The organism is Streptomyces sp. NPDC104106 (assembly GCF_055584345.1).
This window is the reverse complement of the sequence record NZ_JBVJMF010000005.1, coordinates 201664-227463: the sequence shown is the minus strand read 5'-3', so window position 1 is coordinate 227463 and position 25800 is coordinate 201664. Positions and strand designations below refer to the sequence as shown.

22 protein-coding genes, 2 tRNA genes and 1 pseudogene are annotated in these 25800 nt (G+C 71.7%); 17 read left to right on the top strand and 8 right to left on the bottom strand.

From position 1 onward, the window contains the following. Window position 1: 1 nt before the first annotated feature. A complete protein-coding gene (locus tag ACZ60X_RS14650) occupies window positions 2-1099 on the top strand; it encodes a YlbL family protein (RefSeq protein WP_469597909.1) in 1098 nt (365 codons plus the stop codon). Between the two features lie 93 nt (window positions 1100-1192). Here the strand turns inward: ACZ60X_RS14650 and ACZ60X_RS14645 are convergent, their stop codons facing one another. After that, on the bottom strand, window positions 1193-1738 hold the full coding sequence (locus ACZ60X_RS14645; protein ID WP_469597906.1) for a PPA1309 family protein: 546 nt from the start codon (window positions 1736-1738) through the stop codon (window positions 1193-1195). 167 nt (window positions 1739-1905) lie between these two features. Between ACZ60X_RS14645 and ACZ60X_RS14640 the strand changes: the two genes are divergently transcribed. The 4 genes from ACZ60X_RS14640 (at window position 1906) to ACZ60X_RS14625 (ending at window position 7080) form a co-directional block, all read left to right on the top strand. Then, window positions 1906-4791 carry a UPF0182 family membrane protein gene (locus ACZ60X_RS14640; protein ID WP_469598422.1) on the top strand — a complete coding sequence of 962 codons (2886 nt, stop codon included), beginning with the start codon at window positions 1906-1908 and terminating at the stop codon, window positions 4789-4791. A gap of 41 nt (window positions 4792-4832) precedes the next feature. After that, window positions 4833-4906, top strand: a tRNA-Met gene (locus ACZ60X_RS14635). Window positions 4907-5109: 203 nt separating this feature from the next. Beyond that, window positions 5110-6930 carry a tetratricopeptide repeat protein gene (locus tag ACZ60X_RS14630; RefSeq protein WP_469597904.1) on the top strand — a complete coding sequence of 607 codons (1821 nt, stop codon included), beginning with the start codon at window positions 5110-5112 and terminating at the stop codon, window positions 6928-6930. A gap of 76 nt (window positions 6931-7006) precedes the next feature. Then, a tRNA-Met gene (locus tag ACZ60X_RS14625) sits at window positions 7007-7080 on the top strand. 130 nt (window positions 7081-7210) lie between these two features. On the opposite strand, the gene ACZ60X_RS14620 is transcribed toward ACZ60X_RS14625, so the two are convergent. After that, window positions 7211-7627 carry a Fur family transcriptional regulator gene (locus tag ACZ60X_RS14620; RefSeq protein WP_469597902.1) on the bottom strand — a complete coding sequence of 139 codons (417 nt, stop codon included), beginning with the start codon at window positions 7625-7627 and terminating at the stop codon, window positions 7211-7213. A 156-nt stretch (window positions 7628-7783) separates the two neighbouring features. Here ACZ60X_RS14620 and ACZ60X_RS14615 point away from each other — a divergent pair, with 156 nt between their 5' ends. Continuing rightward, window positions 7784-9235 (top strand): catalase, encoded by a 1452-nt coding sequence (locus tag ACZ60X_RS14615; RefSeq protein WP_469597899.1) that lies wholly within the window; start codon window positions 7784-7786, stop codon window positions 9233-9235. A 132-nt stretch (window positions 9236-9367) separates the two neighbouring features. Here the strand turns inward: ACZ60X_RS14615 and ACZ60X_RS14610 are convergent. Together ACZ60X_RS14610 and hisN are read right to left on the bottom strand one after the other, a co-directional pair. Further along, window positions 9368-9762 (bottom strand): annotated as a pseudogene (locus ACZ60X_RS14610) (CBS domain-containing protein). A gap of 98 nt (window positions 9763-9860) precedes the next feature. Then, window positions 9861-10661 (bottom strand): histidinol-phosphatase, encoded by an 801-nt coding sequence (hisN, locus tag ACZ60X_RS14605; protein WP_469597897.1) that lies wholly within the window; start codon window positions 10659-10661, stop codon window positions 9861-9863. 167 nt (window positions 10662-10828) lie between these two features. Between hisN and ACZ60X_RS14600 the strand changes: the two genes are divergently transcribed. Further along, window positions 10829-11434 (top strand): TetR/AcrR family transcriptional regulator, encoded by a 606-nt coding sequence (locus ACZ60X_RS14600; protein ID WP_469597895.1) that lies wholly within the window; start codon window positions 10829-10831, stop codon window positions 11432-11434. Window positions 11435-11885: 451 nt separating this feature from the next. Here the strand turns inward: ACZ60X_RS14600 and ACZ60X_RS14595 are convergent, their stop codons facing one another. The 4 genes from ACZ60X_RS14595 to ACZ60X_RS14580 form a co-directional block, all read right to left on the bottom strand. Further along, entirely contained in the window at window positions 11886-12209 is a 324-nt protein-coding gene (locus ACZ60X_RS14595) for a DMT family transporter (RefSeq protein ID WP_469597893.1), read from the bottom strand. An 84-nt stretch (window positions 12210-12293) separates the two neighbouring features. Beyond that, window positions 12294-13304, bottom strand: coding sequence for a ribosome small subunit-dependent GTPase A (gene rsgA, locus ACZ60X_RS14590; RefSeq protein WP_469597891.1), 1011 nt, complete (start codon window positions 13302-13304; stop codon window positions 12294-12296). Between the two features lie 12 nt (window positions 13305-13316). Then, a complete protein-coding gene (gene aroA / locus ACZ60X_RS14585; RefSeq protein WP_469597889.1) occupies window positions 13317-14657 on the bottom strand; it encodes a 3-phosphoshikimate 1-carboxyvinyltransferase in 1341 nt (446 codons plus the stop codon). Between the two features lie 28 nt (window positions 14658-14685). Next, window positions 14686-15408 carry a M50 family metallopeptidase gene (locus ACZ60X_RS14580; protein WP_469597887.1) on the bottom strand — a complete coding sequence of 241 codons (723 nt, stop codon included), beginning with the start codon at window positions 15406-15408 and terminating at the stop codon, window positions 14686-14688. 50 nt (window positions 15409-15458) lie between these two features. Between ACZ60X_RS14580 and ACZ60X_RS14575 the strand changes: the two genes are divergently transcribed. From ACZ60X_RS14575 to ACZ60X_RS14530, 10 genes are all read left to right on the top strand, one after another. Further along, window positions 15459-16274 (top strand): SOS response-associated peptidase, encoded by an 816-nt coding sequence (locus ACZ60X_RS14575; protein ID WP_469598420.1) that lies wholly within the window; start codon window positions 15459-15461, stop codon window positions 16272-16274. 1 nt (window position 16275) lies between these two features. Next, entirely contained in the window at window positions 16276-16902 is a 627-nt protein-coding gene (locus ACZ60X_RS14570) for an alpha/beta hydrolase family protein (RefSeq protein WP_469597885.1), read from the top strand. Window positions 16903-16994: 92 nt separating this feature from the next. Continuing rightward, window positions 16995-17855, top strand: coding sequence for a sigma-70 family RNA polymerase sigma factor (locus ACZ60X_RS14565; protein ID WP_469597883.1), 861 nt, complete (start codon window positions 16995-16997; stop codon window positions 17853-17855). Further along, complete coding sequence (gene rsrA / locus ACZ60X_RS14560; RefSeq protein WP_469597881.1) at window positions 17852-18154, top strand: mycothiol system anti-sigma-R factor; 303 nt, start codon at window positions 17852-17854, stop codon at window positions 18152-18154. The genes ACZ60X_RS14565 and rsrA overlap by 4 nt, the downstream gene beginning before the upstream one ends. Before the next feature lie 106 nt (window positions 18155-18260). Further along, window positions 18261-19556, top strand: a complete 1296-nt coding sequence (locus ACZ60X_RS14555) for an HD-GYP domain-containing protein (RefSeq protein ID WP_469597879.1) — start codon at window positions 18261-18263, stop codon at window positions 19554-19556. Between the two features lie 361 nt (window positions 19557-19917). Then, the gene (locus ACZ60X_RS14550; protein ID WP_469597877.1) at window positions 19918-21228 is read left to right on the top strand and encodes an HD-GYP domain-containing protein; all 1311 of its coding nucleotides are present in this window, start codon (window positions 19918-19920) and stop codon (window positions 21226-21228) included. 100 nt (window positions 21229-21328) lie between these two features. Next, window positions 21329-22309: a hypothetical protein gene (locus ACZ60X_RS14545; protein ID WP_469597875.1), complete on the top strand. Its 981-nt coding sequence runs from the start codon at window positions 21329-21331 to the stop codon at window positions 22307-22309. 88 nt (window positions 22310-22397) lie between these two features. Further along, a complete protein-coding gene (def, locus tag ACZ60X_RS14540; protein WP_469597873.1) occupies window positions 22398-23027 on the top strand; it encodes a peptide deformylase in 630 nt (209 codons plus the stop codon). A 290-nt stretch (window positions 23028-23317) separates the two neighbouring features. Further along, complete coding sequence (cyc1, locus tag ACZ60X_RS14535; RefSeq protein WP_469597870.1) at window positions 23318-24403, top strand: epi-isozizaene synthase; 1086 nt, start codon at window positions 23318-23320, stop codon at window positions 24401-24403. Further along, entirely contained in the window at window positions 24400-25770 is a 1371-nt protein-coding gene (locus ACZ60X_RS14530; protein ID WP_469597867.1) for a bifunctional albaflavenone monooxygenase/terpene synthase, read from the top strand. The genes cyc1 and ACZ60X_RS14530 overlap by 4 nt, the downstream gene beginning before the upstream one ends. The last annotated feature ends 30 nt before the right edge of the window (window positions 25771-25800 follow it).

Genomic DNA, 25800 nt, shown 5'->3' with positions numbered 1-25800 from the left:
CATGCCACGCCGCACCGCGACGATGCTCGCCTCCACCCTCATGCTGATCGCGCTCCTGTGCGCGGGTGTGCTCATCCCCGTGCCGTACGCGGAGATGTCCCCGGGCCCGACCGTGAACACGCTGGGGGACCACGGCGGCGAGCCGGTGCTGCAGATCTCCGGGCACAGGACGTACCCGACCAGCGGCCACCTGAACATGACCACGGTCCGGGTGACCAGCGCGGACTTCCGGATGAACCTGGTGGAAGCAGTCTACGGCTGGCTCGACCCGGACACCCTGATCGTCCCGCACGACACGCTCTACCCGAACGGGACGACGGAGGAGCAGTCCTCGCAGCAGAACGCCGAGGAGTTCAGCCAGTCCCAGGAGAGCGCCAAGGTCGCCGCGCTGAAGCAGCTGGGCATCCCGGTGAAGTCCTGGGTGATCGTCTCCACGGTCGTCAAGGGCTCCCCGGCCGAGGGCAGGCTGCACGCCGGTGACGTGATCAAGGCCGTCGACGGCACGGCGGTCAAGCAGCCGTCCGACGTCGCCAAGCTCGTCACCAAGCACAGGCCCGGCCAGAGCGCCGTCTTCACCGTCGTCCCCGCCAAGGAGCAGGCCGCCGCGGAGAAGGCGAACAAGACGGCGACCGCGACCCGGGACATCACCGTCACCACCAAGGAGTCCGACGACAGCGGGCCGAAGCGGGCCGTCGTCGGGATCTCCGCGGGGACCGGCCACACCTTCCCGTTCAGCATCGACATCAAGCTCGCCGACGTCGGCGGCCCCAGCGCCGGTCTGATGTTCGCCCTCGGCATCTACGACAAGCTCACCCCGGGCGACCTCACGGGCGGCAAGTTCGTCGCCGGCACCGGAACGATCGACGACAACGGCACCGTCGGCCCGATCGGCGGCGTCGAGATGAAGACCGTCGGCGCGCGCGACAAGGGCGCCCAGTACTTCCTGACACCCGCCGACAACTGCGCGGCGGCCGCCAAGGACATCCCGAGCGGGCTCACCCTGGTCAGGGTGAGGACCATCGGCGACGCGCTCGGCGCGCTGAAGGACATCCGCAGCGGGAACACCGGCGCGCTGCCCAGGTGCACCACCAGGGGCTGAGCGGCACGCGCGCGTGGTCACGGCTGGGGGCGCCCCTCACCAGCAGGGGCGCCCCCATCGCCGTACCGGACCTCGCCGTACCGGAAGAGGACCTCAGTCCTCGAACGTCGCCTTCAGCGCCTCCGCCAGGCCGGGGACCAGATCGGGGCCGGTGAGGACCTCGGTCGGGGAGTCCTTCTCGCGCAGCCGGATCGCCGACTCGCGGGTGCCGTCGCGCAGCACCGCCACCGTCATGCGGACCTCCTGGCGCTCGGGGTGCTGGGCGACCCACTGGGTCAGCTTGGCCTCGCTCAGGTTCTGCGGGACCTGCGCCTCGGCGGACGGCGGCAGCATCAGGCGCTCCACCGCCAGCGCGCAGCCGGCCACCGCGTCGGGCCACGCGATGGTGCCGAGGAAGTCGTCGAGAGGCTTGCCGGACGGCAGCTCGTCCTGCTCGATCGGGGTGAGACCGGCGGTCTCGGACTCGTCCCCGTCGAGGCCCAGCTGGGCCGCGAGCGAGGGTTCCTGAGCCCGCAGCCGTGCGGTGTCGACAAGGGCGAAGAGGCGAGCGGGCTGGTCCCAGCCGAGGCCGGAGACGTACTCGTCGATCTCGAGTACGGCCCGGGTGAGCGGGTTCGCTGCCATGGGAGTGTTGGACATGGTCACAATCCTGCCTCGTTCAGGGCCGGAATCGGGAACCGAGCAAACGGTGAGTAAGTTGCATAGGTGTGGGTCCGCGATCACGGGGGGCCACGGCGGGTCCGCGAACACGAGGGCCTGACTGACGGATCGACAGCGACTTCGAGGTGCGCACCTTGGCTTTCCAGATGCCGGACCGCGGCGGAGGCCCGACGGGGCCACGGATCAGAGCGGCCCGCCCGTCCCGCGGGGTTCGGACCCTGCTCCTGACACTGGGCGTCCTGGCCGTTCTCGGCATGGCGTTCACCATGTTCGCGGGCTTCTGGACGGACTGGCTCTGGTACCGGTCGGTGCACTACTCGTCGGTGTTCACGACCACGCTGTCGACCAAGATCGGGCTGTTCTTCGTCTTCGGTCTGCTGATGGCGGTCGCCGTCGGGCTCAACATCTGGATCGCGCACCGGCTGCGGCCCCCGCTGAGCGCCATGTCCATGGAGCAGCAGAGCCTCGACCGCTACCGGATGGGCATCGCGCCGTACAAGAGGTGGCTGCTGCTCGCCGTCACCGCCCTCGTCGGGCTGGTCGCGGGCGCGTCCGCGGCCGGCCAGTGGCGGCTGTGGCTGATGTGGGTCGACGGCGTGCCCTTCCACCAGAAGGACCCGCAGTTCCACCTCGACGTCTCCTTCTACGCCTTCGACCTGCCCTGGTACCGCTTCCTGCTGGGCTTCGGCTTCGCCGCGGCCATCTTGTGCCTGATCGCCGCCGCGCTCACGCACTACCTGTACGGCGGGCTGCGCCTGACCAGCCCGGGCGCGCGCGCCACCGCCGCCGCGACCGGTCATCTGTCGGTGCTGCTCGGCATCTTCGTCGCCCTCAAGGCGGTCGCCTACTGGCTCGACCGGTACGGCCTCGCCGTCAAGTCCAGCGACTTCAAGGCGACCGGCAACTGGACCGGCCTGCGCTACGTCGATGCCAACGCCTACCTCCCGGCGAAGACCATCCTCTTCTGCATCGCGGTCATCTGCGCCCTGCTCTTCTTCGCCACGCTGTGGCGGCGCACCTGGCAGCTGCCCGTCATCGGCTTCGGCCTGATGGTCCTGTCGGCGATCCTGATCGGCGGCCTGTACCCCGCGATCGTGCAGAAGTTCCAGGTCCAGCCCAACGAGCAGGCCAAGGAAGCCCCCTACGTCCAGAAGAACCTCACGGCGACCCGCGAGGCGTACGGCATCGGCGACACCAAGGTCACCGAGTACGACGGCAAGTCCACGGCCTCGGACAAGACCAAGCTGCGCAGTGACGCGGACGACGCGGCGAGCATCAGGATCATGGATCCGAACGTCGTCTCGCCGACGTTCCAGCAGGCGCAGCAGATGAAGAACTACTACGCCTTCCCGACCAACCTGGACGTCGACCGGTACCGGGACAAGAACGGCAAGGAGCAGGACACGGTCATCGGCCTGCGCGAGCTGAACCTGGACGGCATCCCGAAGAACAACTGGATCAACGACCACTTCCGCTACACGCACGGGTACGGCGCGGTCGCCGCCAAGGGCACCGAGGCCGACGACCAGGGCCAGCCGGTCTTCACCGAGTCCGACCTGCCCTCCAAGGGCGACCTCGGCACGTACGAACAGCGCGTCTACTACGGTGAGAAGACCACCACGTACTCCATCGTGGGCGGTCCGCAGAAGGAGGTCGACTACTCGGCGGACAACGGCGACGAGAAGACCACCAGCTACACCGGCGAGAGCGGGGTCAACCTCGACAACGCGGTCAACCGGGCCGCGTACGCGGTGGCGTTCAACGAGCCGCAGATCCTCTACTCGGGCGCGATCGGCAAGGGCTCGCGGATCCTGTACAACCGCACGCCGAAGGAGCGCGTCGAGGCCGTCGCCCCCTGGCTGACCATCGACGGCGACGCCTACCCGGCGGTGGTGAACCACCGCATCCAGTGGATCGTCGACGCCTACACGACGTCGAACGGCTACCCGTACTCCTCGCGCACGACCCTCGGCGACACCACGGCCGACTCGCTCACCGCCGCCAACAACAACCGCGCGGTGGTGGCCCAGCAGAACCAGGTCAACTACATCCGCAACTCGGTGAAGGCGACCGTCGACGCGTACACCGGCGAGGTCAAGCTCTACCAGTGGGACACCCAGGACCCGGTACTGAAGACCTGGATGAAGGCCTTCCCGGGCACGGTGCTGCCGAAGAGCGCCATCTCGCCCGACCTGATGTCCCATCTGCGTTACCCGCAGGACCTGTTCAAGGTCCAGCGCGAGCTGCTCGCCCGCTACCACGTGACGGACGCGCAGACGTTCCTCACCGGCAGCGAGGTCTGGCAGGTGCCGGACGACCCGACCAACGACTCGGGCAGCGCGGTGCCGCCGTACTACCTGAGCATGAAGATGCCGGACCAGAGCAAGCAGACGTTCTCGCTGACGACGACGTTCACGCCGAACGGACGTGACAACCTCGCCGCGTTCATGGCGGTCGACTCCGACCCGGGAACCGGCGACTACGGCAAGATCAGAATCCTGAAACTGCCGACCAGCACGACGGCCGACGGCCCCAAACAGGTGCAGAGCCAGTTCAACTCCCGGCCGGACATCGCGGAGACGATCAGCCTGCTCACCCGCGGGCACTCCAAGGTCGAGTACGGCAATCTGCTGACCGTGCCGCTCGACGGCGGACTGCTGTACGCGGAGCCGGTCTACGTCCTCGGCGGCAAGCTGAAGTACCCCTTGCTGGGCAAGGTGCTGGTCACCTACAACGGCAAGACGGCCTTCGAGGACACCCTGGACCAGGCGCTGAACAAGGTCTTCGGCGTGGACGGCTCCACCCCCACGCCACCGGACACCGGCACCGCCAACCCGCCCTCCTCCGCCAACCCGAGCGTCCAACAGGCCCTCGCCGACGCGCAGAAGGCGTTCGACGCGGGACAGCAGGCCCTCAAGGATCCGAACGGACCGGACTGGACGGCGTACGACAAGGCCCAGAAGGACCTGAAGGCCGCGCTGAAGCGGGCCGCGGACGCGGAGACCAAGGCCGGAGGCAAGAAGGGGAGTTGATCAAGACCACCCCGCGCCGTGGTACGGTTGACACGCAACGGCGCGGGGTGGAGCAGCTCGGTAGCTCGCTGGGCTCATAACCCAGAGGTCGCAGGTTCAAATCCTGTCCCCGCTACTGCATCGAAGGCCCGGATCCCAAGGGATCCGGGCCTTCGTGGTGTGCGAACTCAAATACGGAAAGGAGGTACGGCCGCGCCGCCGTGGGGAGTTGAGGGGTGTGTGTTTGACTTGTCTCCCTGTGGGCATGTCGACAAAACGCTGAAGTGACCTCACGGGCTGCGGTATACCGGGTGTACCCAGGTTGCAGGTGGTGCGACGATGGACGTTATGGGGGACAAGGCAACTCTGTTCGAGTCAGGGCGATTTGTGCAGAATCCCGGTGAGGAGCCGACCCGCGACGACGTGAGCGACATGGGGGACGCCGCCGAGGAGGTACGACTCGGTCTCGCCGCGCAGAGCGGTGACGCCGAGGCCGCCAGTGTCCTCGGAAGCCTGCTGCTGCGCCGCGGCGACCTCGACGGAGCCGAAACCCATCTGCGGGCCGCCACCGCGGCCGGCGACCGCGCCGCCGCCAACAACCTCGGCGTCCTGCTGCACCAGCGCGGCTACCCCGAGGAGGCCGCCGGCTGGTGGCGCATCGCCGCCGTCGCCGGGTCCGCCGCCGCCGCGCACGCGCTCGGCCGCTACCACCGTGAGCGCGGGGACGAGCCCGCCGCCGAGTACTGGCTGCGCCAGTCCGCCGAGCAGGGGCACGTCCTCGGCGCCTACGCGCTCGCCGATCTGCTGGAGCACCGCGGGGACGTCGGCGCCGAGCACTGGATGCGCGCCGCCGCCGAGCGAGGGCACCGGGAGGCGGCGTACCGGCTGGCGCGCGCCCTCGACCGCGCGCCGGGCCCGGAGGAGGGGGCCGGGTCCGACAACGCTGTCGCGGAGGCCGAGCAGTGGTACCGGCAGGCGGCCGCCCGCGGCCACCGGCGGGCCGCGCTGCACCTCGGGGCGATCCTGGAGAAGCGGGGCGAGCTGAAGGAGGCCGGGCGCTGGTACCTGACCTCGGCCAAGGACGGCGAGGCCCGCGCCGCCTGCGCCCTGGGCTTCCTGCTGCGCGACGCCGGGGACACCGAGAGCGCGGCCGTGTGGTGGCTGCGCGCCGCCCAGGACGGCGACGGCAACGCGGCCAACGCGCTCGGCGCGCTGCACGCCGAGCGCGGCGAGACCCAGACCGCCGAGCGCTGGTACCGGGCGGCGCTGGACGCGGGCGACGACAACGGCGCGTACAACCTCGGGCTGCTCTGCGCCGAGCAGGGCCGCACCGCCCAGGCCGAGCAGTGGTACCGGCGGGCCGCCTACGCCGGGCACCGGGAGGCCGCCAACGCGCTCGCCATCCTGCTGCTCCAGGGCGGCGACGCGACCGGTGCCGAGCCGTGGTTCTCCAAGGCCGCCGAGGCCGGCAGCGTGGACGCCGCGTTCAACCTCGGCATCCTCTACGCCGGGCGCGGCACCGGGCCGGACGCGCGGATGGCGCTGCGCTGGTACGAACGGGCCGCCGCCGCGGGGCACACCGAGGCGGCCCTGCAGGTCGGCATCGCCCGGCTGCGTGAGGGCGACGAGCAGGAGGCCGAACGGCATCTGCGGTGCGCGGCGGGCGGTGGCAGCGCGGAGGCGGCGTACCGGCTGGCCACGCTGCTGGACGCGCGCCGGCCGCCGGAGCCCGCGCACGAGCTGGGCGAGATCGTGCACGAGAAGACCGAGTGCGAGGAGTGGTACGAGCGCGCGGCCACGCAGGGGCACCGGCGAGCCCAGGTGCGGGTCGGCATGCTGGCCGCCGCCCGGGGGGACGTGGTCGAGGCCGCGCGGTGGTACCGGCGGGCGGCGGAGGCCGGGTCGCGCAACGGCGCCTTCAACCTGGGGCTGCTGCTGGCCAGGGAGGGCAGCGAGCCGGAGGCGGCGGTGTGGTGGACCCGGGCCGCCGACGCCGGGCACGGCCGGGCGGCGCTGCGGCTGGCCCTTGTCTACGCGCGTCGGGGCGAGCTGGCCGAGGGGCAGCGGTGGGCCGACCGCGCGGTGGACCTGGGGCCGGCGGAGGTCGCGGAGCGGGCGGGCCGGCTCAGGGACGCGCTGCGAGAAGAACTCTCGGCGTGACCGGGTGAGCCCCGCCACGTCCCGGGAAACGGATTTGCCACCGCGCGCGTGCCTCACGTAATGTCGTGTTCACCGACGCGGGGTGGAGCAGCTCGGTAGCTCGCTGGGCTCATAACCCAGAGGTCGCAGGTTCAAATCCTGTCCCCGCTACTGAAGGCCGAGGGCCGGAATCCAGAGATGGGTTCCGGCCCTCGGGCGTTTCCAGGCCATGAGCGTCCCCGGGATCCCGGAGGCGACAAAAAAGAGGGGGCTCGCGCCCCCTCAAGCTTCTGCCCGCGGCTTACGCGCTCGCGCAGTCCGGGCACAGCCCCCGATACGTCACCTCGACGTCCGACACCGTGAAGCCGAAGCGCTCGGCGTCGGGGAGGTCGGCCAGCGGGTTGCCCGTCGGGTGGACGTCGCGGATCGCGCCGCAGCGCGCGCACACCAGGTGGTGGTGCGGGCGGTGCGCGTTCGGGTCGTACCGCTTGGCGCGCTTGTCCGTCGAGACTTCCAGCACCTCGCCGAGGGTGACCAGTTCGCCCAGGGTGTTGTAGACGGTCGCCCGGGAGATCTCCGGGAGCTTCGCGACAGCGCGCGCATGGACCTCGTCGGCCGTCAGGTGGACGTGCTCACCGTCCAGGACCTCGGCCACCACGCGCCGCTGCGCGGTCATCCGCCATCCGCGTCCACGCAGCCGTTCCAGAAGGTCGCTCATGGCTACCAGCCTAACAGCAGGGCATCCCAGGATGGGAACAGGTGTGAGATTGGAACGTTGTTTGACTTAGATCTAGTCCAATGTAGGATCCAGAACGGCTTTGGCCGCAGGACAGAACTGGGACATGACCAGTCAGCAATGACGCAGGAGGCGCACGTGACGCAGGGACCGCTCACCACGGAGGCCGGTGCTCCGGTCGCCGACAACCAGGACAGCGAGACGGCGGGCGTCGGCGGGCCGGTCCTGGTCCAGGACCAACTGCTGCTGGAGAAGCTCGCCCACTTCAACCGCGAGCGCATCCCCGAGCGCGTCGTGCACGCACGCGGCGCGGGTGCGTACGGCACGTTCACGGTGACGGCCGACGTCACGCCGTACACGCGGGCCGCCTTCCTCTCCGAGGTCGGCAAGGAGACCGAGGTCTTCCTGCGCTTCTCCACCGTCGCCGGGAACCTCGGCGCGGCCGACGCCGTCCGCGACCCGCGCGGCTTCGCGCTGAAGTTCTACACCGAGGAGGGCAACTACGACCTCGTCGGCAACAACACCCCGGTGTTCTTCATCCGGGACGCGATCAAGTTCCCGGACTTCATCCACACCCAGAAGCGCGACCCGTACACCGGCAGCACGGAAGCCGACAACGTGTGGGACTTCTGGTCGCTGTCGCCCGAGTCGACGCACCAGGTGACCTGGCTGTTCGGCGACCGCGGCATCCCGGCGTCGTACCGGCACATGGACGGCTTCGGCTCGCACACCTTCCAGTGGAGCAACGCCGCGGGCGAGGCCTTCTGGGTCAAGTACCACTTCAAGACCGACCAGGGGATCAAGAACCTCACGGCCGAGGAGGCCGAGGTGCTCGCGGGCAAGGACCCCGACTCCCACCAGCGCGATCTGCGCGAGGCGATCGAGCGCGGGGAGTTCCCGAGCTGGACCGTGGGCGTGCAGGTCATGCCGGCGGCGGACGCGGCGACGTACCGCTTCAACCCGTTCGACCTGACCAAGGTGTGGCCGCACGCGGACTACCCGGTCATCGAGATCGGCAGGCTGGAGCTGAACCGCAACCCGCGGAACGTCTTCGCCGAGGTCGAGCAGTCGATCTTCTCGCCCGCGCACTTCGTACCGGGCATCGGTCCCTCGCCCGACAAGATGCTCCAGGGCCGGCTCTTCGCGTACGGCGACGCGCACCGCTACCGCGTCGGCATCAACGCCGACCACCTGCCGGTGAACCGTCCGCACGCCACCGAGGCGTGCACCAACTCCCGCGACGGTTTCCTGTACGACGGCCGGCACGGCGGGGCGAAGAACTACGAGCCGAACAGCTTCGGCGGGCCGGAGCAGACGGGCCGTGCGCCGTGGCAGCCGGTATCCGTCGGCGGCTCCACCGGCAACCACCCCACGCCGGCGCACGCCGAGGACGACGACTTCGTCCAGGCGGGCAACCTCTACCGGCTGATGTCGCAGGAGGAGCGGGAGCGGCTGATCGCGAACCTGGCGGCGGCGATCGCGCCGGTCTCGCGCGAGGACATCGTCGAGCGGGCGATCGGCAACTTCGAGCGCGCCGACGCCGACTTCGGCAAGCGGCTGGAGGCGGCGGTGGGCGCGCTGCGCGGCTGAGCCGAGCAAGGGCCGGCGGCGCGTCCGTGCCGGGCCCTTACGCGTCATGAGCCTGGGGGTTGTCCCTCAGGGCGGGCCGGACCCCTGGTGCTCGGGGTCCGGCCCGTTCGGCTCGGGCGGAGCGTCGGCGTGTCAGTGCGTCGGGGCGTGCCGGGCGGCCGGGAGCAGCCGGCGGACGAGGTCGCGGACCGAGACGATCCCGGCGGGCTCGCCCCGGTCGAGGACGACCAGGTGCCGGAAGCCGCCGTGGGCCATCGCGCGGGCGGCCTCGTGCAGGCTCCAGGCCGGGAGGCGAAGACGACGTCGGTGGTGGTGTGGGCGGGGGCGCGCTCGGTGTCCGGATTCTGGCCGAGCCTGACCGAGTTCAGGATGTCGTGTCCGGTGAGGATGCCGATGCCGCCGGCGTCCGGGTCGAGGACGACGGCGGCGCCGACCCGGCGGGCCGACATCAGGGCGGCCGCCTGGCGGAGGGTGTGGGCGGGGCCGACGGTGAGGATCACCGTGGTCATGGCGTCGCGGACGAGCATGGGCGGGCCACCTCCTGGAACCGCACGGGATTCACATGTTCACAAGTGAGGATGGGCCCACACTGCCAGGTAAAGGGACGGTCAACAAGGGTTGTGTCTCAGCCGCGCGGGCCGAGATACCCCAGCAACTCGTCGTGCAGCAGGCCGTTGGACGCGGCCGCGTTGCCGCTGTGCGGGCCCGGCCGGCCGTCGAGGCCCGTGAACGTGCCACCGGCCTCCGTGACGACGATCGCGTTGGCCGCCATGTCCCACAGGGACAGCTCCGGCTCGGCGCAGAGGTCCACCGACCCCTCGGCGACCATCATGTACGGCCAGAAATCGCCGTACGCGCGCGTGCGCCACACCTGGCGGGTGAGGTCCAGGAAGCCGTCGAGGCGGCCCTGCTCCTCCCAGCCGGAGAGGGAGGAGTACGCGAAGGAGGCGTCCGCGAGCCGGCCGACGCGGGAGACGTGGATGCGGGTCGCCGAGGTGAGGCTGCGGCCGGTGAAGGCGCCGTGCCCCTTCGCGGCCCACCAGCGGCGGCCGAGAGCGGGGGCGGAGACGACGCCCACGACGGGCTGGTAGCCCCCCTCGCCCACCTCCATCAGCGAGATGAGCGTGGCCCACACCGGGACCCCGCGGACGTAGTTCTTGGTGCCGTCGATCGGGTCGATCACCCAGCGGCGCGGGCCGCTGCCCTCGACGCCGTACTCCTCGCCGAGGACCGCGTCCCGGGGGCGGGCGCGCTGGAGGTGGCCGCGGATCAGTTCCTCCGCCGCCTTGTCCGCCTCGCTCACCGGGGTCATGTCCGGCTTCGTCTCCACCTTCAGGTCGAGGGCCTTGAAGCGGTCCATGGTGGTGGCGTCGGCGGCGTCCGCGAGGACGTGGGCGAGGCGCAGGTCGTCGAGGTAGTCCGGCATGGAGGGAACCGTATCCGCCTCGGCGGCCACGAGGCCACCGGGGGCGGGGCCACCGCGCGTCGCGCTCACGGACGTCCCCCGGGCGGGCGAGCGCTCGCGCGCCCTTGACAGTGCATACGGGCGCGTCAACTCTGGGCGCAGAGCTGGTCTGGCCCAGGGAGGCGACGATGCCTGCTGCCCGGGAGTCCCTACTGGACGCCGCCTTCACGGCGCTCGCGCGCCGGCCGTGGTCCGCGGTGCGGATGGTCGACGTGGCCGCGGCGGCCGGGGTGTCCCGGCAGACCCTCTACAACGAGTTCGGCAGCAAGGACGGCCTCGCCCGGGCCCTGGTGCGGCGGGCGGCCGACGGCTACCTCGCCGGTGTCGAGCGGGCGCTCGCCGGGTCCGCCGAACCCGGCGAGCGGCTCACCGCCCTCGCCGAGTGGACCAGTTCGGCCGCGCGGGAGGACCCGCTGATCCGGGCCGTGCTCACCGGCTGCTGGAGCGAGCGGCTGCCCGCCCCGCCGTTCGCCGCCGTGCCGTCCACGTCCACGGTGCCCGCCCAGCGCCGCGCGGACGGACCGCTGCCGACGCCCCGCGACCTCGTACGCATCGTGCGCGACCGCGCGGTCACCGCCTTGGCCGGTCCCACCGCCACCGCCGGCGACACCGCCGAACTGGCCCACCCCTGCGAACTGGTCGTCCGCCTCGCCCTGTCCTGCGTCGCGGCCCCGCCGGGCGAGGGCGGCATCGCGGAACTGGTCCGCCGGGTGGTCCCCCGGCAGCCGGCCTGAGCGTGCGCCCCGCCCGCCGTACTCCGCCGTACTCCCGCCGGAATCACGGAAGTTGGCGGGTACGGCCGCCGCGGGCGCGGGGAGGAGGAGCGGCGGTCCGCCGCCCGGCGGCCGCGGGACCTCGGGGAGGCCGAGCCCGCCCAACCGCTGTCGCCCGGCGAGCGGGCGGCCCGTTGCCGTCGCCGGGACCGACGACCCGCACGGCGGGATCCGCGCGCCGTACGTACGGGACCGCACCGCGGCCGAGCCCGCAAGGCCCGGACTAGTGCCCGGGCAGGCAGCGTTCGCCCCGTCGCGACGCCCGGCACGCCACCCCGCTGCGCGGGAGGTGCCCCCACTCGCCGCACCGGCCGAAAGCCCACGTACGCCCAGTACGAGGACTTCCGGCCGGCACACCGACAGCACGCACCGGACGCCGCTCCTTGACGGGCAAACGTCGCCTGCCGGGGCACTAGTGCGCCGAGCCCGACAGCTGAAGGCCGATCACCCCGACGATGACGAGGGTGATCGACACGATCTTCAGCGTGGACACCAGGTCACCGAGGAAGACCATGCCGTAGATCGCGGTGCCCGCCGCACCGATCCCGGTCCACACGGCGTAGGCGGGGCCGACGTCGAGCTTCCGCAGGGAGAGCGTGAGCAGCCCGAAGCTGCCGAGCGCGAAGGAGGCGAAGGCGATCGTCGGCCACAGGCGGGTGAATCCGTGCGAGAGCTTCAGGCACACGGCGAATCCGGTCTCCAGAACCCCGGCCACGACCACCAGCAGCCATGCCATGCGCTGTCCTCCCGTTGGTCCGGATCACCGGCTCGGTGCGAGTATGCACTTACCGGCCTCTCGTCCGGCCAAACAACGCGATGGTCAGTCGCCTTCCCGCCGCTCCCTCGTGGCCAGCAGCCGGCGCAGGGAGTACAGCCGCGCCGGGTCCGCGTGGCCCTCCTGGACCCAGGCGTCCAGCGCGCAGTCCGGCTCGTCGTGACTGCACGCGCGCGGGCAGCCCTCCGTACCCGGTTCGAGGTCGGGGAAGGCGTGGATGACGCGGGACGGGTCGATGTGCGCGAGGCCGAAGGAGCGCACGCCCGGGGTGTCGACGACCCAGCCCCCGTCGTCGCTGAGCGGCAGCGCCAGCGCCGAGGTGGTGGTGTGCCGGCCCCGGCCCGTCACCGCGTTGACGTGTCCGGTCGTCCGCCGCCGGTCCCGCGGGACCAGCGCGTTGACCAGGGTCGTCTTGCCGACGCCGGAGTGGCCGACGAACGCGGTGATCCGGCCGTCGAGATGGGCGCGCACCCGGTCCGCCGCGTCCCCGTTCTCCAACTCCTCGCGGCTGGTGACGACGTAGGGGATGTCGAGGTCGCCGTACAGCTCCAGCAGCTTGTCCGGCGGAGCCAGGTCCGACTTCGTCAGCACCAGCAGCGGCTCCAGGCCGCCGTCGAACGCGGCCACCAGGCAGCGGTCGATCAGGCGGGGGCGGGGCTCGGGGTCGGCGAGGGCCGTGACGACGGCCAGTTGGTCGGCGTTGGCGACGACGACCCGCTCGTAGGGATCGTCGTCGTCGGCCGTACGGCGCAGCACCGAGGAACGCTCCTCGATGCGGACGATCCGCGCGAGCGTGTCCTTCGTGCCGGACAGGTCACCGACCAGCGCCACCCGGTCGCCCACCACGGCGGCCTTGCGGCCCAGTTCGCGAGCCTTCATCGCCATGACCGTACGGCCCTCGACCAGGCAGGTAAGCCGTCCGCGGTCGACGGTGAGGACCATGCCCTCGGCCGCGTCCTCGTGCTTGGGCCGGATGCTGGTCCGGGGCCGGTTGCCCTTGCGGTTGGGACGCGTGCGGATGTCGTCCTCGTCGGTGTGCTTGCCGTAGCGGCGCATGGCGTGACGTCCCTACTGCCCGAGCATCCCGGTCCACAACTCGGGGAAGTCCGGCAGGGTCTTGGCCGTCGTCGCCACGTTCTCGATCCGCACGCCCTCGACCGCGAGGCCGAGGATCGCGCCGGCGGTCGCCATGCGGTGGTCCTCGTAGGTGTGGAAGGTCCCGCCGTGCAGCGGGCGCGGGCGGATGTGCAGGCCGTCGGCGGTCTCCGTGACGTCACCGCCGAGTTCGTTGATCTCCTTGGTGAGCGCGGCCAGCCGGTCCGTCTCGTGCAGCCGCAGATGGGCCACGCCCCGCAGGGTGGAGGGGGAGTCGGCGAGGGCGGCCACCGCCGCGATGCCGGGGGTCAGTTCGCCGACGTCGCCGAGGTCCACGTCGATGCCGTGGACGGCGCCCGAACCGCTGAACACCAGCCCGTATTCGGTGAGTTCACAGGAACCGCCCATCTCGTTGAAGATCTCCCGCAGCCGGTCGCCGGGCTGCGTGGTCCGCTCCGGCCAGTCCGGGATCACCACCTTGCCGCCGGTCACCAGCGCCGCCGCGAGGAACGGCTGGGCGTTGGACAGGTCCGGCTCGATCGTGAGGTCCCGGCCGAGCAGCGCCCCCGGCGTCACCCGCCACACGTTCGGCTCGCCGCCCGACTCCGGGGTGTCCACCTGGGCGCCGACCGCGCGCAGCATGTCGACGGTCATCCGGATGTGCGGCAGGGAGGGCAGGGTCGCGCCGGTGTGGCGGACCTCGACGCCCTGGTTGAAGCGCGGGCCGGACAGCAGGAGGGCCGAGACGAACTGGGACGAGGAGGACGCGTCGATCGACACCGGGCCGCCGTCCAGCGCTCCGCCGCCGTGCACGGTCAGCGGCAGCGTGCCCCGGCCGTCGTCGTCGATCCGGGCGCCGAGCACGCGCAGCGCGTCGATCACGCCGTTCAGCGGGCGCTCGTACGACCGCGGGTCCCCGTCGAACCGGACCGGGCCGTCGGCCAGCGCGGCGACCGGTGGAAGGAAGCGCATCACCGTGCCGGCGTTGCCGACGTCGACCGTGGCCGGGCCGCGCAGTCCGGTGGGCAGCACCCGCCAGGCCTCGCCGGTGCCGTCGGGGCCGCCCGCGACGGAGGAGCTGGAGGACACCGTCTCCTCGATCTCCACACCCATCGCGCGCAGGGCGCCGGCCATCAGCAGGGTGTCGCGGGAGCGCAGCGGGCGGCGCAGCCAGCCGGGCTCGGAGGCGAGGGCGGCGAGGACGAGGGCGCGGTTCGTGACCGACTTGGACCCCGGCACGTGGACCGTCGCGTCGACGGCTCCGCTCGCGTGCGGGGCGGGCCAGAGTGCGGGAAGGGCGGTGTTCGGGGCCATGGGCCCACTTTATAAGGAGGGCGGGCCGTCAACCTTCCAGCAGCCAGCGGCCCCCGCCGACCAGCGAGCACAGCGACACCGCGTGGAACAGGAACAGCCACAGCCCCGCCGGGACGTGCGTCAGCCGGGACAGCTGGTCCGCGTCCGAGTCCCCGGCGCCTCCCCGGGAGCGCTTCGCCTGGAGTTCGAAGGGCGGCCGGACCCCGCCGAGCAGCAGGAACCACACCACCGCGTACGCGAAGGCGGCCTGCACCTGGGGACCCGTCAGCCACGACACCAGCAGGAAGGCGCCGCCCGCCAGGACCACGGTCAGTACGCCGTACGCGTTGCGGATCATCACCAGCATCGCCACCAGCAGGGCCGTCGCGACCCAGAGCAGCAGGGTGATCCGGCCGGCGACCAGCAGCGCGGCCCCGCCCAGCCCCAGCAGTGAGGGCGCGGTGTATCCGGCCGCCGCCGTCAGGATCATGCCCAGCCCGTACGGCTTGCCCCGGCTGACCGTGAGGCCGCTGGTGTCGGAGTGCAGCCGGATGGCGGTGAGCTGCCGCCCGGTGAGCAGCGCGACCAGGCCGTGGCCGCCCTCGTGCGCGATGGTCACCGCGTTGCGGGATATGCGCCACACCGGGTGCGGCACGACGACGGCGAGCGCGGCGCACAGGGTGGCGATCACCACCCACAGGGCGGGGTCGGGCTGGGTGCCGGCGAGCCGGTCCCAGAGGTCGGGCAGCGCGAGGGCGGCGAGGCTGTCCATGTCGGCTGGTGGCTCCCTTTCACCGGACGGAATCTGGCAGTGTGGCACGTATGTGCGGACGGTATGCATCGAGTCGTGGGCCCGAGGATCTCGCAGGAATCTTTGAGATCCAGAAGTGGGAGCCCGAGGAGACCCTGGAGCCGGACTACAACGTGGCGCCGACCAAGGAGGTCTACGCCGTCCTCGACCGTCCCCTGAAAGACGCGGACTCCCCGCGTCCGGTTCGCCAGCTGCGCAAGCTGCGGTGGGGACTGGTGCCGTCCTGGGCCAAGACGCCCGAGGGCGGCGCCCGGATGATCAACGCGCGCGCCGAGACCGTGCACGAGAAGCCCGCTTACCGCCGCGCCTTCGCCGCCCGGCGCTGCGTCCTGCCCGCCGACGGCTACTACGAGTGGGTCACCGGGAAGGAGGAGCGGGACCTGGAGGTCGAGGGAAGGAAGAAGCGGCCGCGCAAGCAGCCGTACTTCGTGCTGCCCGCCGACGGCTCGGTGTTCGCGATGGCCGGGCTCTACGAGTTCTGGCGCGACCGCACGCTGCCCGACGACCACTCGCAGGCCTGGTGGGTCACCTGCTCGGTGATCACCACGGAGGCCGAGCGGACTCCGCTGGCCGTGGCACCGGAGGAGGGCCCGCACTCCCTCGCCGAGATCCACCCCCGGATGCCGCTGATGCTCACCCCCGACCGCTGGGACGCCTGGCTCGACCCGGCCCGCACCGACCCCGACGCCCTGCGCGAGCTGCTCGCCCCGCCCCCGCCCGGCCGCATGCGCGCCTACCCGGTCTCCACCGCCGTCAGCAACGTCCGCAACAACGGCGCGGACCTGCTCAAGGAGCTGCCGGCGCCGGAAGAGGGCACACTCTTCTAGCGTGATCGAGATTGTCGAGACCGACGCCGGGACCGCACGCGTCACCTGGCACAAGGCGCACCGGCCCGCACTCGTCCTCGCCCTGGGCCACGGCGCCGGCGGCGGCGTCGAGGCGCGGGACCTGCGGGCGCTCGCCGGGGCCCTGCCCGCGCACGGCGTCACCGTCGCCCTCGTCGAGCAGCCCTGGCGGGTCGCCGGCAAGAAGGTCGCGCCCGCGCCGAAGACCCTGGACGCCGGCTGGCGCGGCATCTGGCCCGCGCTGGCCGGGATGGAGCTGCCGGTGATCGCCGGCGGGCGCAGCGCGGGCGCCCGGGTGGCCTGCCGCACGGCCGGCGAGCTGGGCGCGCACGCGGTGCTCGCCCTGAGCTTCCCGCTGCACCCGCCGGGCAGGCCCGAGAAGTCCCGCGCCGAAGAGCTGCTCGGGACCGGGGTGCCGACGCTCGTCGTGCAGGGCGGGGCCGACCCCTTCGGCAGGCCGGCCGAGTTCCCGCGGGGGCCGTACGAGCTGATCGAGGTGCCGTACGGCGATCACGGTTTCGCGGTGCCCAAGCGCGCCGGGATCACCCAGGAGCGGGCCCTGGAGATCATCACCGACGCTGTCGTGGAGTGGGTCGCGTCACTCGGGTGACGGCAGGGAATGCCTCGCGGCACACCGCTGTTGAGGCGGACAGAAGTGCTGAGGCCTCGGCACCGACGTCGTACGGAGAGGAAGTCCGCCGCATGGGTTCGACCATCTGCCCGAACCGCCGCAGCGCCGGTGAGCTGGACTGGACGGTGCTGCACGCGGCCAGGACCGCTCCTATTCGAGCGGCGGCGGGCCCGGGTCGTGTTCTATCCTCCGAAACGAGTGGGACCGGACTCGGTCCCGCCCGGGATCTTGAGGAGGTGGGTCCGGTCACCGGTACCGACGCAGGGACCGACAACGGCCAGGCGGAGCAGCCCGAGGGCCGGGGCATGAGTGCGCAGACGTCTTCCGAGTCCACCGCCGAGCGCAGCGCGCGCTTCGAGCGGGACGCGCTCGAATTCCTCGACCAGATGTACTCGGCCGCGCTGCGCATGACACGCAACCCGGCCGACGCCGAGGACCTGGTGCAGGAGACGTACGCCAAGGCGTACGCGTCCTTCCACCAGTTCCGCGAAGGCACCAACCTCAAGGCGTGGCTCTACCGGATCCTCACCAACACGTTCATCAACTCCTACCGCAAGAAGCAGCGCGAGCCGCAGCGCTCGGCGGCGGAGGAGATCGAGGACTGGCAGCTCGCCCGCGCCGAGTCGCACATGTCGACGGGCCTGCGCTCCGCCGAGTCGCAGGCGCTCGACCACCTGCCCGACTCGGACGTGAAGGAGGCGCTGCAGGCGATCCCCGAGGAGTTCCGCATCGCCGTGTATCTCGCGGACGTCGAGGGCTTTGCGTACAAGGAGATCGCGGACATCATGGGGACACCCATCGGTACGGTGATGTCCCGGCTGCACCGGGGCCGCCGTCAGCTGCGCGGCATGCTGGAGGACTACGCCCGTGAGCGCGGGCTCGTCCCGGCGGGCGCCGGAGAGTCGAACGAAGCGAAAGGCTCGGGCTCATGAGCTGCGGAGAGCCGCACGAGACGGACTGCAGTGAGGTACTCGACCACCTGTACGAGTTCCTCGACAGCGAGATGCCGGACGTCGACCGCGACAAGTTCCAGCACCACTTCGAGGAATGCTCTCCGTGCCTGGAGAAGTACGGCCTGGAGCAGGCCGTGAAGAAGCTGGTCAAGCGGTGCTGCGGCCATGACGACGTGCCCGCCGACCTGCGCGCCAAGGTCATGGGGCGGATCGAGCTGATCCGCTCCGGCCACACCGTTCCGGACAAGGACGTGGCCGCCGCGCCCCGGGAGAGCTGACCGCCAGGTCGTCACCCGAACGTGCTAATCCTCAGGTCATAAGCCCCGTACCCCGCGATTCCCGCCCTAGGCTCCCAGCCTGGGCAGGCACGGTCGGGGAGGGGCCATGGAGGCGGTACCGGCGGGAGCGCGCGGCTATGTGGCCGTCGTCGCCGTGTCGGCGCTGCTGTGTCTGCTGCCGCTGCCGACGGTGCGCACCCCCTGGTGGGCGCTCGCCCTGCTCTGCGCGCTCCACGCCGTCTGCGAGTACGTCGTACGGCGCCGCTTCGGCGGCACCTTCCACCCCGTCCTGCTCGCCGGCGCGTTCCTGCTGCCCCCGCCGGCCGCCGCGCTCGTCCCGCTGCCCGCCGCCCTGCTCTGCCCGGTCCGGCAGCGGCACGCCCTCCTCAGACGGGTCTGGCGGGCGGCGCAGCCGTCGCTCGCCGTGTGGGGCGCGGCGAAGGTGCACTGGACGCTCGGCGGCCGGGACGCCGTCGTCGCCCCCGACTTCCCCCACGCGCTCGTGCCCGCCGGCGCGGCCGTCCTCGCCTTCTGCCTGATCCTCACCGCCCTCGACGGCGGCATCCTCGCCACCGCCGAGCACGTGCCGCTGCGCCGGGCCTGGCGCGGGCTGCTGTGCCGCTCGCTCGCGCCCGTCGCCGTGCACGGGCTCGCGGGACTGATGATGGCCGTCCTGTGGCGCAGCCGCTACGGCCCGGTCGCCGCGCTGCTCGTGCTGCTGCCGATGTGCGTCTCCTGGTGGGTCTTCGCCCAGTACCACCGTGAACGCGCCGCCCACCAGGCCACCATCCGCGCCCTCGTCCAGGCCGTCGACATCAAGGACGGCTACACCCGCGGCCACAGCGAACGCGTCGGCCACGCCTCCGTGCTGATCGCCCGCGAACTCGGCATGGACGACGACCGCGTGGAGACGCTCCGCTTCGCCGGGATCCTGCACGACGTCGGCAAGCTCGGCGTCCCCACCCGGCTGCTGCGCAAGGACGGCCCGCTCACCCCCGAGGAGCGCCGGATCATCGAACTGCACCCCGAGTACGGCCATGAGATGGTCCGCGGGATCTCCTTCCTCGGCGAGGCCCGCGCCGCGATCCTGCACCACCACGAACGCCTCGACGGCAGCGGCTACCCGTACGGCCTGGCCGGCGACCGGATCCCCGAGTGCGCCCGGGTCGTCGCCGTCGCCGACGCCTTCGACGCGATGACCTCCACCCGCTCCTACCGCCGGGCCCGGCCGGTCGAGACCGCCATCGCGGAGCTGGAGCGCTGCGCGGGCGCCCAGTTCGACCCCCGGATGGTCGGCGCGCTGGTGCGCGCGCTGCGTCGGCACGGCTGGCAGCCCGCGGTCACCGCCGACGAGCCCCACGAGCCGGTGCGACCGGCCCACGGCCTCGGAGCCCGGGGGTGACCGGCACGCGGCGCGGCGGGAGGGGGCCGCGTGCACGCCGACCGGTGGGTGTCCCGGCGGCTGTGTGGGGTTGTCCGGTTCGCTCCTGGATGGTTGGTGTGTTCGTTGGTGCTCCGTGTCCGCGGGGTGGGGTGGGTGGTGGTTGTGGCCGGGGGGTTCGTGGTGCCGGTGCGGTCGGCGCGTGGTCTCTTGACGCGGGGATGACCGGCACGCGGCGCGGTGGGAGGGGGCCGCGTGCCCGCCGACCGGTGGGTGTCCCGGCGGTCGTGGCCGGGTGTTCGGTTCGCGTCGGGGCGGTCGGCGCGCTCGTCCGTGTCCGCCCGAGCGGCCGGGGCACGGCGGTCATCGCCGGGGCGGCCCGGTGACCACGCTGCGGCTGGTCCACGGCGCGGCGGCCCTCGCCGCGACCGGGTCACTCGCCGCCACCCTGGGCACCGGCCTCGCCGACCGGGGGACCGCGCTCGCCTTCGGGGTGCTCATAGCCGTCGGCGAGCTGACCTGGCGGCACGACGACGGTGAACGCCAGGACGGCCGGACCCGCCAGGCCGCGCCGCTCGCCGCCGCCGGCTCGCTGGCGTACGCCCTCCTCGGCGCCGACGCCGGGAGGCCCGCCTCCCACTCCGCCGCCCAGGTCGTCACCGTCGTCCTCGTCGCCGCGGTGCTCGGCGCCGTACCCCACATCTGGTCCGGCCGCATGCCCACCCCCGACCATCTCGCCCGCCGCGTCCTCACGGTCGGCTTCACCGCCGTCTGCTTCCAACCCCTCTGCCACCGGGGTCTGTTCGACTCCTGGGCCGGTCCGCTGTACGCCCTGGTCCTCATCGCGCTGCTCGGCCTGACCGGACTGTGCGACGCCGTGCTCGCCGCCGTCCTCGCCCACGCCCGCACCCGCTGGCCGTTCGGGCCGCGCCTGCGCGAGGAACTGCGCGGGCTGCTCGGCATCGGCTCCGCCGTCGGTGCCACCGGCGCCGTGATGGCGCTCGCGGTCGCCGTCGTCGGGCTGTGGGCGCTGCCCGTGTTCTGCCTCCCCCTGCTGCTCACCCAGCTCTCCATGCGCCGGTACACCGCCGTCCGGGCCACCTACCGGCAGACCATCGCCTCCCTCGCCCGCGCCACCGAGATCGCCGGCTGCACCCCCACGGGCCACGCGCGCCGGGTCGCGGCGCTCAGCCTCGCCGTCGGCCGCGATCTCGGCATGGGCGAGGCCGAGCTGACCGTTCTGGAGTACGCGGCCCTCATGCACGACATCGGCCAGCTCAGCCTGGTCGACCCGGTACCGGCCGGCGCCACCGCGGGACTGCCGCCCGAGGAGCAGCGCCGCATCGCGCTGCTCGGCGGGGCCGTCGTACGGCAGACCGGGGTGGACGCGGCCGTCGCCGTCGTGGTCGAGCGGCAGGCCGACCCCTGTCACGGGCAGCCGCTCGCCGCGCGGATCGTCCGGGCCGTGAACGCCTACGAGGAGAAGACCCGGGACACCGGCCCGGACGGTCCGCTGCGGGCACTGGAGGAGCTGCGGCTCGCCGCCGCCGGGGAGTACGCCCCCGAGGTCGTCGAGTCCCTCGCCCGGGTGCTGGCCCGCCCCCGCGGCTGGCGGGAGAGCGCGCCGGTGCGGGACGACGGGAGACGCACGGCACTGTCTGACCCCGTGCGCGGCTGGGTAACCCATGGGTAATGAGCGCCTTTCCCACGGCACGTGGTTGGATGCGAGGGAGAGGGTGTCCGGGGGCACAAGCCAGCCCACTGTGCGGAACTGGAACTGGCAGGCGGGAATCGTGAGGATCTTCGGCAAGGGACGGCACCGGCCCTCCGCCTCCTGGCGGCAGGCCACGGACCGCGCGTTCACACTCATCGGCGACGGCCGCTACGAGGACGCGGGCGAGCTGCTGACACGGGCCGCCGACCTGGAGCCCTGGCTGTCGGAGTCGTGGTTCAACCTCGCCCTGCTGCACAAGTTCCGCCACGACTGGGAGCAGGCCCGCGCGGCCGGGCTGCGCGCCGTCGCCCTGCTGGACCGCGAGACCGGGACGCCCGACTGGTGGAACGTCGGCATCGCCGCCACCGCCCTGCAGGACTGGCCGCTGGCCCGCCGCGCCTGGCAGGCGTACGGGCTGAAGGTGCCCGGGGGCGCCACCGTGGCCGGGGAACCGGTCGGCATGGAGCTGGGCAGCGCGGCCGTGCGGCTCTCCCCGGAGGGCGAGGCCGAGGTCGTCTGGGGCCGCAGGCTGGACCCGGCCCGCATCGAGGTCCTCTCCATCCCGCTTCCCTCGTCCGGGCGACGCTGGGGGGAGGTCGTGCTGCACGACGGCGTCCCGCACGGCGAGCGCACGACGTCCGCCGGCCACGCCTACCCCGTCTTCGACGAGATCGAGCTGTGGGCACCCTCTCCCGTGCCGACCTGGGTGGTCCTGCTGGAGGCGGCCACGGAGGCGGACCGGGACGCGCTGGAGCAGCTGGCCGCCGACGCCGGGTTCGCCGCGGAGGACTGGTCTTCGTCGGTGCGGCTGCTGTGCCGGATGTGCTCGGAGTCGCGGATGCCGTCGGACGAGGGCGACGGGGTGCATCTGGACCCCCACGACCACAGCGAGCCGGGGCATCCGGGGCCGCTGGGACACCGCACGGACGGGCAGCTGTGGGTGCCGGAGCGCGAGTGCGGGGTGGCCGCGCCGGCCTCCCTGGTGCGGGGCCTGCTGGACGGCTGGGTCGCCGACAGTCCGGACTCGCGGGACTGGCGGGATCTCGAAGAGGTTTGCTGAGCCGGCGGTGACCAGCCACCTTTAGTCTGTACCCGAGACTTTTCGACTCGGGACATCTCCAAGGTTTGCAGGAAGGCGTACGTCGGTCATGGCGCAGCAGGACACCGATCAGCAGCTCGAAGACGAGTTCATCGTCGACACGGAGGACTGCGAGGAGCGCGAGCAGGCCTGGCGCGAGCGCGGCACCTCCCGGCCGATCACGGTCGTCGGCAACCCGGTGCTGCACAAGGAGTGCCAGGACGTCACCGAGTTCGGCGAGGAGTTGCGGCAACTGGTCGCCGACATGTTCGCCAGCCAGCGCACCGCCGAGGGTGTGGGCCTGGCCGCCAACCAGATCGGGGTCGACCTGAAGGTCTTCGTCTACGACTGCCAGGACGACGAGGGCACCCGGCACGTCGGCGTGGTCTGCAACCCGCAGCTGGTCGAGCTGCCCGCCGAGAAGCGGCTGCTGGACGACAGCAACGAGGGCTGCCTGTCCGTGCCGGGGGCCTACGCGCCGCTCGCGCGTCCCGACTACGCCGAGGTGACCGGCCAGGACATCGAGGGCAACCCGATCAAGGTCCGCGGCACCGGCTACTTCGCACGCTGTTTGCAGCACGAGACCGACCACCTCTACGGCCGCCTCTACATCGACCGGCTGTCCAAGCGGGAGCGCAAGGACGTCATGCGGCAGATGGCCGAGAACGAGCCACGCTACCCGGTGGTCGCCAACGACTAGGCACGGCGAGGCCGTTGGGCGCCCGGCCGGGGTCACCCCCCGGCCGGGCGCCCTTCGTATGCCAGGATCCGTTCGTCCGTGCGTGGTACGACCGAACTCTTGCGGCCCTCTACTGATCCTTAATCAGTCACACAAGGGGGGATTCTCGGCACCTTGGGGTAGTGAAAGGCGCAAATCCGTTCCCAGACCGGTCAGTTGTGGTGCTGAATGGAGTGGCGGGGATACGCACCGGCGCACGCCCGGCACAACGGGAGGGGCGTGTGCTCCTGGCGGCTGAGAGGGGTTTGTTCATGCAAGCTTTCCCACACAGCACCACAGCGACGCCGACGGCGGTCGTAGTACCACCCACACTGGCACTCCCGGTGATCGAATCCCGCTTTCCCCGGCAACTGCACCCGTATTGGCCGCGCCTCCAGGAGACGACCCGCCTGTGGGTGCTGGAAAAACGGCTCATGCCCGCGGGCAAGGTGCAGGAATATGCCGACGGACTGTGCTACACCGACCTGATGGCGGGCTTCTACGTGAACGCCCCGGACCAGGTGCTCCAGGCCATCGCCGACTACAGTGCGTGGTTCTTCATCTGGGACGACCGTCATGACCGCGACATCGTGCACGGCCGGGCGGGCGACTGGCGGCGGCTGAGGAACCGCCTGCACACGGCCCTGGACGCACCCAGGCACCACCTGCACCACCCCGACCCGCTGGTCGCCGGGTTCGCGGACAGTGTGCTGCGGCTGTACGGCTTCCTGTCGCGCACCTGGAACCAGCGGTTCGCCCGGCACTTCCACGCGGTGATCGAGGCCTACGACCGTGAATTCCGCAACCGTACCGAGGGCTACATACCCGGCGTCGAGGAATACCTCGCCCTGCGCCGGCACACCTTCGCCCACTGGATATGGACGGACCTCCTGGAACCCAGCGTCATGTGCGAACTCCCGGACACCGTGCGGGAACATCCGGCCTATCGCCGGGCCGCGCTGCTGACCCAGGAATTCGCCGCCTGGTACAACGACCTGTGCTCGCTCCCGAAAGAAATAGCGGGAGACGAGGTCCACAATCTCGGAATCAGTCTCATCACCCATGAGGGGCTGACTCTCGAAGAAGCGGTGGACGAGGTGAGGCGGCGCGTCGAGGAGTGCATCCAGGAATTCCTCGAAGTCGAGCAGGACGCACTGCTCTTCGCCGACGCAATTGCCGACGACGGCGCCCGCGGTAAAGAACTCAGTACCGCGGTGCGGGCCTGTGTCGGCAATATGCGCAACTGGTTCAGCTCCGCCTACTGGTTCCACCACGAGTCCGGCCGGTACATGGTCGACAGCTGGGACGACCGCTCCACGCCCCCGTACGTGACGAACGAAGCGGCAGGTGAGAAATGACCGTCGAGTCGGTCAAGCCCGTGACCCCCGAACCGACCGGACTGCGCGAGGCGCCCCTGGCGGGTGGCGCCGTACCGGGCCTCGGACACGGCCTGAAGCTGGTCCGCGACCCGCTCGCCTTCATGGCGGGCCTGCGGGACCACGGCGACGTCGTGCGCCTCAGGCTCGGCCCCAAGACGGTGTACGCCGTCACCACGCCGGCGCTCACCGGCGCCCTCGCGCTCAGCCCCGACTTCAAGATCGACGGACCGCTGTGGGAGTCCCTCGAAGGACTCCTCGGCAAGGAGGGCGTGGCCACCGCCAACGGCCCCCGGCACCGGCGTCAGCGGCGCACCATCCAGCCCGCCTTCCGGCTGGACGCGATCCCCCACTACGGACCGATCATGGAGGAGGAGGCGCACGCGCTGACCGACCGCTGGAAACCCGGGGAGGCCGTCGAGTGCACCTCGGAGTCCTTCCGGGTCGCCGTCCGCATCGCCGCCCGCTGCCTGCTGCGCGGCGAGTACATGGACGAGCGCGCCGAGCGGCTCAGCACCGACCTCGCTACCGTCTTCCGGGGCATGTACCGCAGGATGGTCGTCCCCCTCGGACCGCTGTACCGGCTGCCGTTCCCGGCCAACCGCGAATTCAACCGCGCCCTGGCCGATTTGCATCTCCTGGTCGACGAGATCGTCGCCGAACGGAGGGCATCTGGTCAAAAGCCGGACGATTTGCTGACGGCATTGCTGGAAGCAAAGGACGACAATGGCGACCCCATCGGGGAACAGGAGATCCACGACCAGGTCGTCGCGATACTCACCCCGGGCAGCGAAACAGTGGCCTCCACGATCATGTGGCTGCTCCAAGTCCTCGCGGAACACCCGGAACACGCCGAGAAGGTACGGACCGAGGTCGAAACCGTGACCGGCGGCCAACCTGTCGCATTCGAGCACGTCCGCTCGCTCACCCACACCAACAATGTCGTCGTCGAGGCCATGCGGCTCAGGCCGGCCGTATGGATATTGACGCGGCGCGCGGTGACCGAAACCTCGCTCGGCGGCTATCGCATTCCGGCCGGGGCGGACATCGTCTACAGCCCGTACGCGATCCAGCGCGACGCCCGTTCCTACGAGCGCCACCTCGACTTCGACCCCGACCGGTGGCTGCCGGAGCGGGCCAAACAGGTGCCGAAGCACGCCATGAGCCCCTTCAGCACGGGTAATCGCAAGTGCCCCAGCGACCACTTCTCCATGGCCCAGCTGACCCTGATCACGGCGGCGATCTCGGCGAAGTACCGCTTCGAGCAGGTCGCGGGGTCGAACGACACCACCCGCGTGGGCATCACGCTGCGCCCGCACGACCTGCTGCTGCGCCCGATCCCCTGGTGATCGCGGAGAGTCACACCTGATACCGGCGCG

Excerpts from the sequence above, each read along its gene's own strand:
- ACZ60X_RS14650 (WP_469597909.1), top strand. The coding sequence starts at position 2 with ATGCCACGCCGCACCGCGACGATGCTCGCCTCCACCCTCATGCTGATC.
- ACZ60X_RS14645 (WP_469597906.1), bottom strand. The coding sequence starts at position 1,738 with ATGTCCAACACTCCCATGGCAGCGAACCCGCTCACCCGGGCCGTACTC.
- ACZ60X_RS14640 (WP_469598422.1), top strand. The coding sequence starts at position 1,906 with ATGCCGGACCGCGGCGGAGGCCCGACGGGGCCACGGATCAGAGCGGCC.
- ACZ60X_RS14630 (WP_469597904.1), top strand. The coding sequence starts at position 5,110 with ATGGACGTTATGGGGGACAAGGCAACTCTGTTCGAGTCAGGGCGATTT.
- ACZ60X_RS14620 (WP_469597902.1), bottom strand. The coding sequence starts at position 7,627 with ATGAGCGACCTTCTGGAACGGCTGCGTGGACGCGGATGGCGGATGACC.
- hisN (WP_469597897.1), bottom strand. The coding sequence starts at position 10,661 with ATGCCGGACTACCTCGACGACCTGCGCCTCGCCCACGTCCTCGCGGAC.
- ACZ60X_RS14600 (WP_469597895.1), top strand. The coding sequence starts at position 10,829 with ATGCCTGCTGCCCGGGAGTCCCTACTGGACGCCGCCTTCACGGCGCTC.
- ACZ60X_RS14595 (WP_469597893.1), bottom strand. The coding sequence starts at position 12,209 with ATGGCATGGCTGCTGGTGGTCGTGGCCGGGGTTCTGGAGACCGGATTC.
- rsgA (WP_469597891.1), bottom strand. The coding sequence starts at position 13,304 with ATGCGCCGCTACGGCAAGCACACCGACGAGGACGACATCCGCACGCGT.
- aroA (WP_469597889.1), bottom strand. The coding sequence starts at position 14,657 with ATGGCCCCGAACACCGCCCTTCCCGCACTCTGGCCCGCCCCGCACGCG.
- ACZ60X_RS14580 (WP_469597887.1), bottom strand. The coding sequence starts at position 15,408 with ATGGACAGCCTCGCCGCCCTCGCGCTGCCCGACCTCTGGGACCGGCTC.
- ACZ60X_RS14575 (WP_469598420.1), top strand. The coding sequence starts at position 15,459 with ATGTGCGGACGGTATGCATCGAGTCGTGGGCCCGAGGATCTCGCAGGA.
- ACZ60X_RS14565 (WP_469597883.1), top strand. The coding sequence starts at position 16,995 with ATGGGTTCGACCATCTGCCCGAACCGCCGCAGCGCCGGTGAGCTGGAC.
- rsrA (WP_469597881.1), top strand. The coding sequence starts at position 17,852 with ATGAGCTGCGGAGAGCCGCACGAGACGGACTGCAGTGAGGTACTCGAC.
- ACZ60X_RS14555 (WP_469597879.1), top strand. The coding sequence starts at position 18,261 with ATGGAGGCGGTACCGGCGGGAGCGCGCGGCTATGTGGCCGTCGTCGCC.
- def (WP_469597873.1), top strand. The coding sequence starts at position 22,398 with ATGGCGCAGCAGGACACCGATCAGCAGCTCGAAGACGAGTTCATCGTC.
- cyc1 (WP_469597870.1), top strand. The coding sequence starts at position 23,318 with ATGCAAGCTTTCCCACACAGCACCACAGCGACGCCGACGGCGGTCGTA.
- ACZ60X_RS14530 (WP_469597867.1), top strand. The coding sequence starts at position 24,400 with ATGACCGTCGAGTCGGTCAAGCCCGTGACCCCCGAACCGACCGGACTG.